14 protein-coding genes are annotated in these 15,735 nt (G+C 67.8%); 3 read left to right on the top strand and 11 right to left on the bottom strand.

Translation table 11 applies throughout. The features are described from left to right. Positions 1 to 29: 29 nt before the first annotated feature. The 7 genes from XAN126_RS0103940 to ispH all read right to left on the bottom strand — a co-directional run bounded on the left by XAN126_RS0103940 (position 30) and on the right by ispH (position 9,306). On the bottom strand, positions 30 to 3,209 hold the full coding sequence (locus XAN126_RS0103940; RefSeq protein WP_024277302.1) for a multidrug efflux RND transporter permease subunit: 3,180 nt from the start codon (positions 3,207 to 3,209) through the stop codon (positions 30 to 32). Between the two features lie 12 nt (positions 3,210 to 3,221). Further along, positions 3,222 to 4,448 (bottom strand): efflux RND transporter periplasmic adaptor subunit, encoded by a 1,227-nt coding sequence (locus XAN126_RS0103935; RefSeq protein WP_081762794.1) that lies wholly within the window; start codon positions 4,446 to 4,448, stop codon positions 3,222 to 3,224. A 173-nt stretch (positions 4,449 to 4,621) separates the two neighbouring features. Then, positions 4,622 to 6,178: a murein biosynthesis integral membrane protein MurJ gene (gene murJ / locus XAN126_RS0103930; protein WP_024277300.1), complete on the bottom strand. Its 1,557-nt coding sequence runs from the start codon at positions 6,176 to 6,178 to the stop codon at positions 4,622 to 4,624. Positions 6,179 to 6,250: 72 nt separating this feature from the next. Further along, positions 6,251 to 6,844 (bottom strand): Uma2 family endonuclease, encoded by a 594-nt coding sequence (locus tag XAN126_RS0103925; RefSeq protein WP_024277299.1) that lies wholly within the window; start codon positions 6,842 to 6,844, stop codon positions 6,251 to 6,253. 42 nt (positions 6,845 to 6,886) lie between these two features. Further along, the gene (gene rnhA / locus XAN126_RS0103920; RefSeq protein WP_024277298.1) at positions 6,887 to 7,342 is read right to left on the bottom strand and encodes a ribonuclease HI; all 456 of its coding nucleotides are present in this window, start codon (positions 7,340 to 7,342) and stop codon (positions 6,887 to 6,889) included. Continuing rightward, a complete protein-coding gene (gene thrB / locus XAN126_RS0103915; protein ID WP_024277297.1) occupies positions 7,339 to 8,304 on the bottom strand; it encodes a homoserine kinase in 966 nt (321 codons plus the stop codon). Before thrB ends, rnhA begins: the two co-directional genes overlap by 4 nt. 3 nt (positions 8,305 to 8,307) lie before the next feature. Beyond that, positions 8,308 to 9,306, bottom strand: coding sequence for a 4-hydroxy-3-methylbut-2-enyl diphosphate reductase (ispH, locus tag XAN126_RS0103910; RefSeq protein WP_051460537.1), 999 nt, complete (start codon positions 9,304 to 9,306; stop codon positions 8,308 to 8,310). Positions 9,307 to 9,560: 254 nt separating this feature from the next. On the opposite strand from ispH, the gene XAN126_RS0103905 reads away from it, so the two are divergent. After that, positions 9,561 to 10,265, top strand: coding sequence for a cell cycle transcriptional regulator TrcR (locus tag XAN126_RS0103905; protein ID WP_024277295.1), 705 nt, complete (start codon positions 9,561 to 9,563; stop codon positions 10,263 to 10,265). A gap of 90 nt (positions 10,266 to 10,355) precedes the next feature. Here the strand turns inward: XAN126_RS0103905 and XAN126_RS0103900 are convergent, their stop codons facing one another. Then, complete coding sequence (locus tag XAN126_RS0103900; RefSeq protein WP_024277294.1) at positions 10,356 to 11,186, bottom strand: universal stress protein; 831 nt, start codon at positions 11,184 to 11,186, stop codon at positions 10,356 to 10,358. 343 nt (positions 11,187 to 11,529) lie between these two features. Between XAN126_RS0103900 and XAN126_RS0103895 the strand changes: the two genes are divergently transcribed. Both XAN126_RS0103895 and XAN126_RS0103890 read left to right on the top strand, forming a co-directional pair. Next, the gene (locus tag XAN126_RS0103895; RefSeq protein WP_024277293.1) at positions 11,530 to 12,576 is read left to right on the top strand and encodes a glycosyltransferase family 2 protein; all 1,047 of its coding nucleotides are present in this window, start codon (positions 11,530 to 11,532) and stop codon (positions 12,574 to 12,576) included. Next, entirely contained in the window at positions 12,573 to 13,418 is an 846-nt protein-coding gene (locus XAN126_RS0103890) for a ChbG/HpnK family deacetylase (protein WP_024277292.1), read from the top strand. Before XAN126_RS0103895 ends, XAN126_RS0103890 begins: the two co-directional genes overlap by 4 nt. 55 nt (positions 13,419 to 13,473) lie before the next feature. Here the strand turns inward: XAN126_RS0103890 and XAN126_RS0103885 are convergent, their stop codons facing one another. The 3 genes from XAN126_RS0103885 to XAN126_RS0103875 all read right to left on the bottom strand — a co-directional run bounded on the left by XAN126_RS0103885 (position 13,474) and on the right by XAN126_RS0103875 (position 15,706). Next, the gene (locus tag XAN126_RS0103885; RefSeq protein WP_024277291.1) at positions 13,474 to 14,118 is read right to left on the bottom strand and encodes a CoA transferase subunit B; all 645 of its coding nucleotides are present in this window, start codon (positions 14,116 to 14,118) and stop codon (positions 13,474 to 13,476) included. Further along, a complete protein-coding gene (locus XAN126_RS0103880) occupies positions 14,118 to 14,831 on the bottom strand; it encodes a CoA transferase subunit A (protein WP_024277290.1) in 714 nt (237 codons plus the stop codon). Before XAN126_RS0103880 ends, XAN126_RS0103885 begins: the two co-directional genes overlap by 1 nt. A 107-nt stretch (positions 14,832 to 14,938) precedes the next feature. After that, positions 14,939 to 15,706 carry a glucose 1-dehydrogenase gene (locus XAN126_RS0103875; protein ID WP_024277289.1) on the bottom strand — a complete coding sequence of 256 codons (768 nt, stop codon included), beginning with the start codon at positions 15,704 to 15,706 and terminating at the stop codon, positions 14,939 to 14,941. Between the last annotated feature and the right edge of the window lie 29 nt (positions 15,707 to 15,735).

Genomic DNA, 15,735 nt, shown 5'->3' with positions numbered 1-15,735 from the left:
GGCCGCCCGTTCGCGTTTATGTCCTCCCCTCACTCCGCCGGAGCGGGATGGGACGGCGGCGGCGCTTCCGCCTCGCGGCGACGGCCGAGGGACGCGATCCACTGGGCGAAGACGTAGAACACCGGGGTGAACACGAGGCCGAACAGCGTCACGCCGATCATGCCCGAGAACACCGCCGTGCCCAGCGCCTGCCGCAGCTCCGCTCCGGCGCCGGTGGCCCACACCAGCGGCACGACGCCGAGGATGAAGGCGAGCGAGGTCATGATGATGGGACGCAGACGCAGCCGTGCCGCCTCCACCGCCGCCTCGCGCCGGCCGTGCCCCTGATCCTGCAACTGCTTGGCGAATTCCACGATGAGGATCGCGTTCTTCGCCGCGAGGCCGATGAGCACGATGAAGCCCACCTGGGTCAGGATGTTGTTGTCCTGTCCCCTCAGGATCACGCCGATCAGTGCCGCGACAAGGCACATGGGAACGATGAGGATGACCGCCAGAGGCAGTGTCAGGCTCTCATACTGCGCCGCCAGCACCAGGAACACGAACACCACGCCCAGAGCAAAGGCGAAGATGGCCGTGTTTCCGGCCCGCTGCTGCTGGTACGCAAGCGCCGTCCACTCATAGGAAAAGCCCTGCGGCAGCACCTTGGCGGCCAGCTCCTGCATGATCTGGATGGCCTGCCCCTGCGAGTAGCCGGGGGCCGGGGAGCCGTCGAGTTCGGCGGTGGGGTAGAGATTGTAGCGCGGCACCCGGTAGGGGCCGGAAATGTCGCGCACGGTGGTGAAGGAGCCGAGCGGCACGGTCTCCCCGTTGGCGGCGCGCACCCTGATGGAGAGCACGTCCTTGGGGTCGAGCCGGAACGGCGCATCCGCCTGCACCTGCACCCGGAAGGTGCGGCCGAACAGGTTGAAGTCGTTGACGTAGGACGAGCCGATATAGGTCTGCAGCGCCGAGAACACGTCGGCGATGTTGATCTTCAGAAGCTGGGCCTTCTGCCGGTCGATGTCGAGGAAGAGCTGCGGCGTCGAGGTCTCGAACAGGGAGTAGACCTGCATCAGCCCCGGCGTCTGCGCCGCCGCGCCCATCATGGCATAGGTGGCATTGCGCAAGGCGAGGAGGCCGGCGCCGGAGCGGTCCTCCAGCATCATGCGGAAGCCGCCGGCATTGCCGATACCCTGGACGGGCGGCGGCTGCACCACGATCATCTGCGCTTCCTGGATGGACGCCACCTTGCCGAACAGCACCTTCTGGATGGCTGCCGCTGTCTGCTCGGGGTGCCCCGCGCGAGAGGTGAACGGATCGAGGATCACGAACATGGCGCCGGCGTTGGGCGCATTGGTGAAGGTGGCGCCGGAGAAGCCGGCGATGTTGACGATATGGCCGACGCCGGGCGTGCCCAGCACGAGGTTGCCGGCGCGCTTCATCACATCTTCCGTGCGCTGCATGGACGCGCCGGGCGGCAACTGGGCGACGACGATGAGATAGCCGCGGTCCTGCTGCGGGATGAAGCCCTGCGGCGTGGTCGCGAACAGCCAGCCGCCGAAGCCGACGATGCCGGCATAGACGATGAGCACCAGCGCGACGAACCGCACGAGGCGGGCCGTCATCCAGGCATAGCCGTTGCCGACCTTCTCGAAGCCGCGATTGAACAGGCCGAAGAAGCCGACGATGGGCCGGGCATACCAGGCCGGCTTCTCGTGCTTGGAGCGGTGCGGCTTCAGCAGCAGCGCGCACATGGCCGGCGAGAGCGTCAGCGACACGAGCAGCGAGATCAGCGTCGAGCCGGCGATGGTCAGCGCGAACTGCCGGTAGAACTCGCCCGAGATGCCGGTGATGAAGGCGGTCGGCACGAACACCGACGACAGCACGAGAGAGATGGCGACCAGCGCCCCGCCCACCTCGTCCATGGTCTTGTAGGCGGCATCGCGCGGGGAGAGCCCCGCCTCGATGTTGCGCTCCACGTTCTCCACCACGACGATGGCGTCGTCGACCACGATGCCGATGGCGAGCACCAGTCCGAACAGCGACAGGTTGTTCAGCGAGAAGCCGAACAGGGCCATGACGAAGAAAGTGCCGATGAGCGAGATCGGGATGGCGAGGATGGGAATGATCGCCGCCCGCCACGTCTGCAGGAACAGGATCACCACCAGCACCACCAGCACGATGGCCTCGCCGATGGTGTGCACCACGGCATCCACCGACTGCTGGATGAACTCGGTGGGGTTGTAATAGATCGCGTACTTCAGGCCGGCCGGGAAGCTCTTGCCGATGCGGGCCATCTCCGCCACGACGGCATTGCCGGTGGCGAGCGCGTTCGAACCCGGCCGCTGGAAGATGCCGAGGTTGATGGAGATGTCCTTGTCGAGGAACGACGTGGACGCATAGTCCTGCGCCGCGATCTCAACCCGGCCCACATCCTTCAGCCGCACCAGCGCCTGATCGGTCTGCTTGATGACGATATCGGCGAACGCCTGCGGGTCGGTCAGTCGGCCGAGCGTACGCACGGCGATCTGGAACGCCCGCTGGTTCGGCACCGGCGGCTGGTTCAGGATGCCCGAAGCCACCTGGACGTTCTGCGCCTTCAGCGCCTGCACCACGTCGGTGGTGGTGAGGTTCAGCGCGGAAAGGCGATCCGGATCGAGCCAGATCTGCATCGCATATTCGCGCGAGCCGAACACGGTGATAGAGCCGACGCCGTCGATGCGCGACAGCACGTCCTTCACCTCGATATTGGCGAAATTCGAGATGAACAGCGGATCGCGCGAGCCATCCGGTGAATAGAGGCTGACCACCAGCAGGAGGTCGGGCGAGGCCTTCGCCGTCACCACGCCCACCTGCTGCACCTCGGCCGGAAGGCGCGGGGCGGCGATGGCGACGCGGTTCTGCACCTGCACCTGGGCGATGTCGAGATTGGTGCCGATGTCGAAGGTGACGGAGATGGAGAAGCGACCGTCCGCCGTCGAGTTCGACGACAGGTAGATCATCTTCTCCACGCCGTTGATCTGCTGCTCGATGGGCGCGACCACGGTCTCCGCGACGATCTCGGCCGAGGCGCCGGGATATTGGCCCGTCACCGTGATGACCGGCGGGGCGATGTCCGGATACTGGGCCACCGGCAGGCGCAGATAGGAGACCGCGCCGAGGATGATGACCACCACCGACACCACCGAGGCGAAGATGGGTCGGTCAATGAAGAAGTGGGAAAAGCGCATGGTTCCGCCTCCTCACTTGGAGGCGGCGGAGGAGGAACCGGCAGGCGCGCCCGGGGCCCCGGCAGCCGGCGCGGCACCGGCAACCTGCGGCGTCACCGTCACGCCGGGCCGCACGCGCATCAGGCCATTCACCACCACCTTGTCATCGGGGGAAAGGCCCTCGCGGATCACCCGCATGTCGCCCTGGAGCGGACCGAGGGTGACGAACTTCTGGCTGACCTTGTTCTCGGGGCCGACCACGTAGACGAACTTCTTCACCTGCTCGGTGCCGATGGCCACATCCGGCACCACCAGCGCCTGATAAGGGTCCGACGACTGGAGCCTGAGGCGCGCGAACATGCCGGGGCGGAACAGGCCATCCTTGTTGTCGAACACGGCGCGGCCCCGGATGGTGCCGGTCTCGCGGTCGACGACATTGTTGAGGAAGTCGAGCTTGCCCTTGTGGACGAAGTCCTTGTCGTCGATGAGCTTCAGCGCGACCGGGTCACCCTTGAAGTCAGTGCCGCCCATGCGGCGGGTGAGGCGCAGCAGCGAGGCCTCATCGATGGTGAACTCGAAGCGGATCGGATCGGTGGAGACGATCACGGCCAGCAGCGTGGGCGTGGCGCCCGTGCCGCCGGTGACGTAGTTGCCGACCGACACCCGGCGGTCGCCGATCTGGCCCGACACCGGCGCCTTCACCTCGGTGAAGCCGAGATCGAGCTGGGCGGAGCGCACCTGCGCCTCCTGCGACTGCACGATGGCGGCGGCAGTGCGCTCGGCCTGGGTACGCTGGTCGAAGGCCTGCTTGGAGATGGCGTTGGAGGTCTTGTCCTCCAGCAGCGTGCGGGCGCGCTCGAGGTCCGCCTTGGTGAAGTCGAGATTGGCCTTGGCCTGGGCGAGATTGGCCTGGGCCTGATCCACCGCGATCTTGAACGGGCGCTGGTCGATGGTGAAGAGCACGTCGCCCTCCTTCACCATCTGGCCGTCGGTGAAGCCGATCTTGTCCAGATAGCCGGAGACGCGGGCGCGCACGTTCACTTCGTCGATGGCGACGAAGCGGCCGACATATTCATCGGTGTCGGTGACGTTCGCGGACGTCGGGGAAGCCACCGTCACCTGGGGCGGCGGGGGCGCACCCTGCTGCTGCGCGGTAGGCTGGCCGCAGCCGGCGAGCGCCAGCGCAAGTGCGAGCACCGGAACGACCGCAGCGGCCGAAACGAGATGGCTGGGGAGGGCAAGACGCGGGGCAGGCGACATGGGCATCCGGCTCCTGGACGGACGGGTGTCCGCACTTGTTCTTTTCGGAGAAGGTTCGGCACCTCCCGCAACCGATGAGCCGAGACCGGAAAATCGCCGGATCGATAGCACAGCGGGCGTGCGATGCAAAAGGGCAGATTTCCCGAACGTTGTATTTGAAGCGCTTCGGCCGGTCAGGCCTTTGGCGGCAGCGGAGGTGCCCGGCGTCCGATCACGCCGGCGATGAAGCCCCTGCCCAGCAGCAGCCACAGCCCGGCAAGGTAGGCGGCGCCTCCCCCCAGCACCACCAGCGCCAGCATCAGCTCGTCGCGCGCGCCCATGCCGACGGGAAGGATCGCCGATGCCGAGGCCTGCGCCCCGACGAGCGCGGCGCCCACCACCACCAGCAGGCCCACCAGCCGCACCAGATGCCCGCCGAGGGCCGCATCGCCCACCGGATAGCCTCGGCGTACGGCGAACAGTACGAGCAGGCCCACATTGATCCAGCCGCCCACCGCCGTGGCGAAGGCGAGGCCCACCTGGGCGAAACTGCCCATGAGGGCGAACTTGAGCGCCACATTGAGCGTCACCGCGCTGAGGGAGGCGATCATCGGCGTCTTGGTGTCGCCGCGGGCATTGAACGGGGCGATGAAGGCGCGCACCACCACGAAGGCGAGAAGGCCGACGCCGTAGGCCCGCAAGGTCGCCGCGGCATCGGCCGCATCCGCCGCCGTGAAGGCGCCGCGGGCGAACAGCGCCCGCATGGTCAGGTCCGGCACGAGAAGCGCGGCGGCGACGAAGGGGATGGCCAAAAGCGCCGCCAGCTCGATGGAGCGCGCCTGGGCATGGGCCGCCCCGGCATCGTCCTTCGCCGCGAGGCGCCGGGACATTTCCGGCAGCAATACGGTGCCGACGGCGATGCCGACCACGCCGATGGGCAGCTGGTTGATCCGGTCCGCATAATAGAGCGCCGAGAGCGCGCCCACCGGCAGGAAGGTGGCGATGATGGTGTCGGCGAAGAGGGCGATCTGCACCCCGGCCGAGCCGATGATGGCCGGCCCCAGCGCCTTGAGAAACTGCCGCGTGCCCGGATCGAGCTTCGGCTTGGCGAAGCGCAGCCCGATGCCGTGCCGCTCCGCATCCACCCCGACGACGAACAGCTGCGCCACGCCCGAAATCAGCACGCCCCACGCCGCAGCATGGCCGGCCGTGGGGAACAGGGCGGCGCAGAGCAGGGTGCTCACCATGCACACATTGAGCAGGATGGGAGCGGCGGCCGCCACGGCGAAGCGGTCGGAGGCATTGAGCGCGCCCGTCACCAGCGTCGCGATGGAGATGAGCGCCAGATAGGGAAAGGTGATGCGGGTAAGCGTCACCGCGAGGTTGAACCGCTCGCCATCCTCCGCGAGGCCCGGCGCCAGCAGCGAGACGAATTGCGGCGTGAAGCCCAGCGCCAGCGCCAGCAGCACGGCATGCACCAGCGTCATGGCGGTGAGGATTTCGTCCGCGAACCCGCCCGCCACCGGCACCCCGTCCTGCTCCCGGAGCCGGGCGTAGGTGGGCACGAAGGCGGCGTTGAAGGCCCCCTCGGCGAAGATCGCACGAAAATGGTTCGGCAGGCGGAAGGCGATGAGAAAGGCGTCGGCCACCGGCCCGGCGCCGAGCACCGCCGCCATCACCACGTCACGGATGAAGCCGGCGAGGCGGGAGAGCAGCGTCAGGCCGCCGACGGAGAGGATGTTGCGGAACATGGGATGCGGGCGGCCGGCGGTCTGGCGAAAGGGTGGCCGGACCCTAATGGCCCGCGTGCGGCAAGGAAAGCCTCAGCCGTCCGCCTTCGCCTCGCCCCCGGCCGGAAAGGTGAGCCGGTCGTAAAGCTCGGCCATCGCGAGGCTCGCCTCGATGTCCGGCAGGTCGAAGCCGCCGTCGAGCCCCTGAACCTCCTCAAGCTCCCAGCCTGCGGCTCCGCGCCGCCAGAGCAGGGCGTGGGGCACGTCCGGTTCCACGAGCAGGATGTAGGAGAGGCCGGGGACAGACTTGTATTCCTCGAGCTTGCGCACGAGGTCGATGCCGCGCGTGGAGGGGGAGAGCACTTCCACCACCATGCGGGGATCGGCGAGTTGCTGTGAACGATCATCCAGCTTTCCACAGCTGACGCTGACGTCCGGCCGCCGCACATTCCCATTGGGCACCACGACGGCGAGGTCATCGGTAGAGGCGCGGCAGGGCGAGCCCCTCAATTTCGCATGCAACGTTGCGAGGATGTTGACCAGCACGAGGTCGTGCCGCTGGCTCGCCCCCGTCATCGCGCGCACCAGAACCCCGTCCACCAGTTCGTAGCGCACGCCCTCCTCGCCGCGATAGGCGAAGAATTCGGCGATGCTCATGGGCGGGAAGGCGCGGGCTCGGTTCGACATGAGAAGCTCCCGTGCCAAGCCTAGCACGAAAGCGCCCGCCCCTCACCCGCCGAGGCGGGCCTTCAGCTTGAACGGGGCCATGCCCTCGCGAGCGAGTTCATCGGCGCGCTCGTTCTCCGCGTGGCCGGCATGGCCCTTCACCCAGTGCCAACGGATCTCGTGGCGCTTGAGCGCCTCGTCGAGGCGCTCCCACAGGTCCTGGTTTTTCACCGGCTTCTTGTCGGCGGTGCGCCAGCCGTTGCGCTTCCAGCCGTGCATCCACTTGGTGACGCCGTTCTTCAGATATTCGCTGTCCGTGTGCAGATCGATCGCGCACGGCTCCTTGAGGGCTTCCAGGGCCGAAATGGCGCCCATCAGCTCCATGCGGTTGTTGGTGGTCAGCCCCTCGCCGCCGCAGAGCGGCTTCTCGTGGGCGCCGAAGCGCAAAAGCGCGCCCCAGCCGCCGGGGCCGGGATTGCCGGAGCAGGCCCCGTCGGTGAAGATTTCCACGGCCTTCATGCGGCGAGACCGTAGTCCTGCGCCCGCTCCACCGCCTGGTGGAAGCGCAGCTTCTTCAGATATTCCAGTGGGTCCTTGGGCCGCACCAGCGCCCCCTCCGGCACGTTCAGCCAGTCCACGAGGCGCGTCAACAGGAACCGCAGCGCCGCACCGCGCGCGAGGCGCGGCAGTGCCGCCTTTTCGCCCTCCGAGAGGGGCCGTACAGCCTCGTAGCCCGCCAGCAACGCCCGCCCCTTGGTGACATTGTAGGCCCCGTCCGCCTCGAAGCACCAGGCATTCAGGCAGATGGCGACGTCGTAGGCGAGGAAGTCCGTGCAGGCGAAATAGAAGTCGATGATCCCCGAGAGCTGGTCGTCGAGGAAGAAGGCGTTGTCGGGGAAGAGATCGGCATGGATCACGCCCGAGGGCAGGTCCTGCGGCCAGTTCGCCTCCAGCACGGCAAGCTCGGCGGCGACCGCATCGGACAGGCCCGGAGCCACCGTGTCGGCCGCGGCGCCGGCCGCCTCGAACAGCGGCCGCCAGCCGGCTACGGAGAGCGCATTGGTCCGCTTCAGCGCAAAATCCGCTCCGGCGAGATGCAGCTGGGCGAGGCCCCGCCCAAGCTCGGCGCAATGGTGGGCCGTGGGCCTTCGCACCGAAACGCCCGGCAGGAAGGTCACCATCGCCGCCGGCCGCCCCGCCACTTCCGCGAGGATGGCGCCGGAGCGTGCCGCCACCGGCTCGGGGCAGGAGAGCCCCCGCGCGGCGAGGTGCTGCATGAGGCCGACGAAAAATGGCAGGTCTTCCCGCTTCACCCGCTTCTCGTAGAGGGTGAGGATGAAGCTGCCGGTCGTCGTCTGGACCAGGAAGTTGGAGTTTTCCACCCCTTCGGCGATGCCGTGGAAGGAAGTGAGGGAGCCGATGTCGTAGCCCGAGAGGAAAGCCTCGAGCTCGGCCGGCGCCACATCCGTATAGACCGCCACGCTCTACTCCGCCGCCGCATCCGGCCGCAGCACGCGCGGCAAGGGGAAAAAAACGTCCTCTTCCGTGGAGGTCACGGTCTCCACGCGCACGTCGTAGCGCGCAGCGAAGGCGTCGATGATCTCCTCCACCAGCACTTCCGGGGCCGAGGCCCCTGCGGTGACGCCGAGGCTGGACAGCCCCGAGAACACCGACCAGTCGATGTCCGACGCCCGCTGCACCAGAGCGGCGCGCGGGCACCCGGCCCGCTCCGCCGCCTCGCGCAGGCGCTGGGAATTGGAGGAATTGGGTGCACCCACCACGATCAGCGCTTCCACCTTCGACGCGATGACCTTCACGGCCTCCTGCCGGTTGGTGGTGGCGTAGCAGATGTCTTCCTTGTGCGGCTCGGAGAGCTTGGGGAAGCGCCGGCGCAGGATGGCCACCATCTCCGCCGTATCGTCGAGCGACAGGGTGGTCTGCGTCACATAGGCGAGGTTATCAGCATCCGGCGGCGATACCCGCTCGGCCTCCTCGGCCGTCTCGATCAGGGTGAAGGCGCCATCCGGCAGCTGGCCGATGGTACCGACCACCTCGGGATGGCCCTTGTGGCCGATGAGGAGGATGTGCCGGCCCCGCTTGAAATGGACCTGCGCCTCGCGGTGCACCTTGGTGACGAGCGGACAGGTGGCGTCGATGGCGAAGAGATTGCGGCCGGCGGCCTCCTCGGGGACCGACTTCGGCACGCCATGGGCGGAGAAGATGACCGGCGCGGTGGTATCCGGCACCTCGTCCAGCTCCTCGACGAAGATGGCGCCCTTCCGCTTCAGGTCTTCCACCACATACTTGTTGTGCACGATCTCGTGCCGCACATAGACCGGCGCGCCGTAAAGCTTGAGCGCCTGCTCGACGGCATCGATGGCGCGCACGACGCCGGCGCAGAAGCCGCGCGGCGCCGCGAGCAGGATTTTCAGCGCGGGCCTGGCGGGCGCGGCACGGTCGGGCACGATCGGAGTGTCGGACATGGCGCGAATTGGCGACCTCCTTGGGCCGGTGTCAAGCTTCAGCGGCGATTTCGGGGCCGACGGCGCTGCGGGAATTGCAACTTGTGCCCGGCCCGCTTATGTTGGTGCCATCCCGGACATATGCGATGCATTCCGCGGTCCGCCCCGAAAGGTGGGGTGGCCAGGCGAAGACGCATATGCCCGACCCATTCTTTTCATGACCGGCGCGTCTCACCCCGACGGGCCCGATAGACCAACAAGCCGAAGAGGCCGTCATGTCGAACGTACCTTTGATGCCCAAGGCCACTGCCGTCTGGCTCGTGGACAATACGGCACTCTCCTTCGAGCAGATCGGCGACTTCTGCAAGCTGCACCCGCTTGAGGTGAAGGGCATCGCCGACGGCGAGGTGGCGCAGGGAATCAAGGGGCTCGACCCCATCTCCACCGGCCAGCTCTCCCGCGACGAAATCACCCTCGCGGAGAAGGACGCCAACCGCCGCCTGCGCCTGCTGGACCCCAAGGTGCGCCTGCCCGAGCAGAAGAAGCGCCGCGGTCCGCGCTACACGCCGGTATCGCGCCGTCACGACCGGCCCAATGCCATCCTCTGGCTGCTGCGCAACCATGCCGAGCTGAAGGACGCGCAGATCATCCGCCTCGTCGGCACTACCAAGTCGACAATCCAGTCCATCCGTGACCGCACGCACTGGAACTCGCCCCAGCTTTCCCCCATGGACCCGGTGACGCTGGGCCTGTGCAGCCAGATCGATCTCGACCTGGAAGTGCAGCGCGCCGCCAAGGACCGTCCGGCCACAGCCGGCCATGAGGACCGCGGCGCCACCCTGCTGCCGGCGGACGTCACCACCGGTCACGACGAGCATGAGGACGAGCCGCCGAAGGGCCGCGGAAGCCTCGACCTCGAGACCGTGTTCGCCAAGCTCGGCGGCTCGAAGAAGAACGAGGCCGAGGACGACGAGGACTGACCTCCGGTCGCCGGCCCATTGCTGCAAATGAAAATGCCCCGGCCATGGCCGGGGCATTTTTGTTTCAGGACCATCCAGGCTGGAGCGCCCTCAGTGGGCCATCAGCACCGGCACGGTCATGGTGTTGAGGATTTCCCGGGTGACGCCGCCGACGATCATCTCGCGCAGGCGGGAATGATTGTAGCCGCCCATCACCACGAGGTCGGCGCCCTGATCGGAAACTTCGTTGAGGATGGCCGAGGCCACGGACTCGCCCGAGCCCACCGGCAGCTTGCGCACGGTGGCGGAAAGGCCATGGCGCGACAGATGGCGCGCCACCTCGACGCCGCCGGTGTCCTCGTCGTCCGCATGGGTGACGACCCGGAAGATCTCCACCACCTTGGTCCGGTGCAGCAGAGGCAGCGCTTCGGCGAGCGCACGCGCGGCCGGCCGGCTGCCGTCCCAGGCCACCACGGCCCGCTCGGCGGTGAAGGGCTTGGTCTGCACGTAGGGCACGATGAGAACGGCGCGGCCGGACTCCATCAGCACCGTCTCGGAAATCACTTCCTCCGGTCCGGGCCGGTCCGGATCGGGCTGGGCGACGACCGTAAGGTCATACAGCCGCGCCAGCTCGGCGAAGCTGTTGGCCGCGACGCCGAGCGAGGCGGAGAGGCTGCGCACCTCGTGCGACAGCCCCGCGGCCGCGGCAGAGGCGGAGAAGCGGGCGGCGGCCTTTTCGGCGGCGGCCTGATTCTCCAGCACCTGGGCATCGATGAAGTCGGTCGGCAGGGCGCCCATGTAGAAGGGCGGAACGTCGATCTCATACGCCACCGACAGCCCCGTAAGATGGGCACCGAAGCTGGCGGCAAGGCTCGCCGCGTAGTCGCAGGCGACGTCCGTCTCGACCCCTTGGGCGAGATTGACCAGAATGTCGCGAATCATATGGGAAGGCCCCCGTTCGGCCGTTTGAACGACGCGACCTTACCCTAAACTCGCCCAAAGTCTCGGGTCTTGATGTGGAGCAATCGGCTCCGGTCTTCGGGGTCGCACGCATGCGGCGGAAAATGACCGGAACAGCCGAACATCCCCCTGAAATGACGACGCGGCCGCCCTGGGGGAAGGCGGCCGCGCCAATGGCACGATCAATTGGGGGGGATGATCGCGCTGACTTGAAAACGCAGGTTCCGCCGTTGGGTTCCATGCACTCCAAAAAAATTATGCGCAATTGTCCGCAGCCCCGGCTAGATGCGGTCTCCATCCCCGGCGCGGGATCGACGGTAGTATCATGACACCAGACTTAAGCATCGTCATACCGCTATACAACGAGGCCGCCGGCCTTCCCGGTTTCCACGATCGCGTGACGGCCATCGCCTCGGCTGAGGTGGCGCGGCGCGGGATGCGGGTGGAGATCGTCTATGTGGACGACGGCAGCCTCGACGGCTCCGCTGCCGTGGCGGCCTCCCTCCCGGCGGATCGGGCGGACGTGCAGGTGGTGGCGCTGAGCCGCAACTACGGCAAGGAAGCCGCCCTCATGGCGGGCCACGACCATGCCCGCGGCGATGCGGTGATGTTCATGGACGGCGACGGCCAGCACCCGCCCGAGATGATCCCGACCTTCATCGGCCTGTGGAAGGACGAGGGCTGGGACGTGGCCTATGCGGTGAAGGCCGATCGGTCCGACGAGGCGGCGAGCCGGCGCATCTTCGTGCGCACCTTCTACAAGCTGCTGAATTTCGGGGCCACCGCCCGCATTCCCGAGGACGCGGCCGATTTCCGCATCCTCTCGCCGCGCGCCGCGGCGGCCCTGCGGCGGATGCCCGAGCGCAACCGCTTCTTCAAGGGTCTGACGAGCTGGATCGGGTTCCGGCAGGTGGCCGTGCCCTATCGCCCGGCGCCCCGGGCCCACGGCTCGACCTCGTTCAACTTCCTGCGGCTGCTCGGCCTGTCCATGGAGGCGCTGACCTCCTTCTCGCCGGCCCCGCTCCGGCTGGCCGCCTTATTCGGCGCCTCGCTCGCGGGCCTTGCCTTGCTCTATGGCAGCTGGATCGTGGTGGAGCGCCTCGTGTGGGGCATCCCCCTGCCCGGCTATCCGTCCATCGTCGTGGGCCTGATGGTGATCGGCGGCACGCAATTGCTGGTGATGGGGCTGATGGGCGAGTACATCGCCCGCATCCTGTCGGAGATCAAGGCGCGGCCGGTCTATTATGTGGCCGAGCATGTGTTCAACCGGGCGCCCGAGGCGGAACTGAACGTGCCGGCGCACGGACAGGCGCACGGACACGCCCAGGTGATCTCCCATCCGGCGGTGCTCGCCTCGCGGGGCGACCAGTGAAGCGCGTCATCCTCTGCGCCGACGACTACGCCATCTCTCCCGGCGTATCCGAGGCCATCGCGGCGCTGATCGCCGACCGGCGCATCAATGCCACCTCGGTGATGACCGTGTTCGACGGCCTCGGCCCCGCCGCGCGGGCGCTGGACGATGCGGCGGCCGACACCGGCGCCAGCATCGGCCTGCATATCACCCTCACCGGTGCCTTCGCGCCGCTGACCCCCGGCATGGCCGAGCCGTCGGGCACCCTCCCCGCCTTGCCCCGCCTGCTGCTCTCGGCCCTGTCGCGCCGGCTCGACGCGAAGGCCGTCGCGGCGGAGGTGGAGGCGCAGTTCGCCGCCTTCCACGACGCCTTCAGCCGGCCGCCGGACCATGTGGACGGCCACCAGCACGTCCATGTGCTGCCGGTGATCCGCACGGCGGTGATCGCCGCCACCGCCCGCCATGCCCCCCGCGCCTTCCTGCGGGATGTGACCCCGGCGCGCGGCGCCCTCAACGGCCTCGACCTCAAGGGCCGGCTGATCGGTGCCTTCTCCACCGGCTTCGCCCGGGATGCGGCGCGGGCGGGGCTTGCCACCAACCGCGGCTTCGGCGGCGCCTACGACTTTTCCGGCGACCACGATTTCGCGACGCTGCTCGGCCATTTCCTCGCCGGCGTGCCGGATGGCGGACTGGTGATGGTGCATCCCGGCCGGGTGGATGACCCGCTCGTCGCCCGCGATCCCCTCACCCATCAGCGGGAAGTGGAATACGGCGTGCTGCGCGGGCCGCAATGGCGCGACATCCTTGACGGCGCCGACGTGAGCCTCGCCCTACCGGACCTTGCCACTCGAAAAGCCGCCTGAACGAAAAAGGCGCCCGCGAGGGGCGCCTTTCCGAACCGGCTTTTGCGCACAGCGATCAGGCGAGGCCGACCTCGAACTTCGCCTCGGTCTTGGCCTTCACCTCGTCGAGGGTCACGCCCGGCGCCAGTTCCTTCAGCACCAGCGTGCCGCCGCGCTTGGTGAACTCGAACACAGCGAGGTCCGTGATCACGAAGTCGGTCACGTGGGTGCCCGTGAGGGGCAGCGTGCAGCGCGTCACCAGCTTGGGCGCGCCGGACTTCTCCACATGCTCCATGAGCACGATGACTTCCTTGGCGCCGGCCACGAGGTCCATGGCGCCGCCCATGCCCTTCACCATCTTTCCGGGGACCATCCAGTTGGCGATGTCGCCTTCCTCGGACACCTGCATGGAGCCGAGGATGGACAGGTCCATGTGCCCGCCACGGATCATGGCGAACGAGTCGGACGAGGAGAAATAAGAGGTGTCCGGCACCTCGGTCACGGTCTGCTTGCCGGCGTTGATGAGGTCCGGGTCCTCTTCGCCCTCATAGGGGAAGGGGCCGATGCCGAGCATGCCGTTCTCGCTCTGGAAGCTCACGGTCATGCCGGGCGGCAGGGCGTTGGCGACCAGGGTGGGGATGCCGATGCCGAGGTTCACGTAGAAGCCGTCGCGGATCTGCTGGGCGGCGCGGGCCGCCATCTGCTCACGGGTCCAGGCCATCACTTCACCTCTTCGCGCTTGCGGGTGGTCACCTTCTCGATGCGCTTCTCGGCGCCGACCTCGACCACGATGCGGTCCACATAGATGCCGGGGGTGTGGATGTTCTCGGGATCGAGCTCGCCGACCTCCACCAGTTCCTCCACCTCGACCACCGTGATCTTGCCGGCGGTGGCCATCATCGGATTGAAGTTCCGCGCGGTCTTCCGGTAGACGAGGTTGCCTTCCTTGTCGGCCTTCCACGCCTTGATGATGGAGAGGTCGGCGACCAGGCCGGTCTCCAGCACGTAATGCTGGCCGTTGAACTCGCGGGTCGGCTTGCCCTCGGCGATGATCGTGCCGTAGCCGGTCTTGGTGTAGAAGCCGGCGATGCCGGCGCCGCCGGCGCGGATGCGCTCGGCCAGCGTGCCCTGCGGGTTGAATTCCAGCTCGAGGTCGCCGGCGAGGTAGAGCTGCTCGAACAGCTTGTTCTCACCCACGTAGGAAGAGATCATCTTCTTGATCTGGCCGTTGGCGAGCAGGATGCCGAGGCCGAAATCGTCCACGCCGCAATTGTTGGACACCACGGTGAGGTGCTTCGGGCCGAGATCGCGGATCGCCGCAATCAGGTTCTCGGCGATGCCGCACAGGCCGAAGCCGCCCGCCATGATCGTCATGCCGTCCGAAACGATGCCCTCCAGGGCACTCTTCGCGTCCGGATACACCTTGTGTCGCATCACTTCCTCCTGGGCGCTCCCTGGGGCGCTGGCACCGAGATGAACTTATTGGGACATGGGGCGAAGCGAAAGCGGGTCCGCCACGCAATCGCCTCCACGGGATTGGCTCAAAGCGAAGATACGAGGTGGCCGCCATCGACCGCCAGCGTCGTGCCCGTCACGTAGGCAGACGCGTCGCAACTCAGGAACAGGAGCGGCCCCTCCAGATCGGCGAGGGCGCCGAGCCGCCGGGTGGGAATGCGCCGCACCAGCGCCTGCCCCGCCTCCGTGGCGAAGAAGTCGCGGTTGAGGTCGGTCTCCACATAGCCCGGGCACAGGGCGTTGGCGCGGATGGAGTGCCGCGCCCATTCCAGCGCCATGGACTTCGTCAGCTGCACCAGCGCCGCCTTGGATGCGGCATAGGCGGCCACCTGCCCGGCGACGCGCAGCCCGAGGATGGAGGCGACATTGATGATGGAGCCGCCGGTCTTCGCCTCGGCCATGGCCCGTGCTGCCGCCTGGGCGACGAGGAAGGAGCCCTTGAGGTTGGTGTCGATGATGCGGCCGAAGTCCTCCGCCGTCTCGCTCATGAGTGGCGTGGTGCCGGTGACGCCGGCATTGTTCACGAGGATGTCGAGCCCGCCGAAAGCCTCGACGGTCGCGGCAACCGCCGCGGCGGCGGACGCCGGATCGGTCACGTCGAGGGCGACGGCGATGGCCGTGCCGCCGGCAGCCTTGATCTCATCGGCGAGGGCGACACAGGCCTCTGCCCGGCGCGCCGCGAGCGCGACCTTGGCGCCGGAGGCCGCCAGCCGGCCCGCAAAATACGCTCCAAGACCACCGGACGCCCCCGTCACCAACGCGGAGCGCCCGTCCAGCGAGACGCGGAAATCCATGAAGTGCTTCCCGGTAGCGTTTCTCTCAC

The organism is Xanthobacter sp. 126, assembly GCF_000526175.1.
GTDB classification, from domain to species: domain Bacteria; phylum Pseudomonadota; class Alphaproteobacteria; order Rhizobiales; family Xanthobacteraceae; genus Xanthobacter; species Xanthobacter aminoxidans.
The sequence above is the reverse complement of the archived record's forward strand: the minus strand, read 5'-3'. Positions and strand labels throughout refer to the sequence as shown.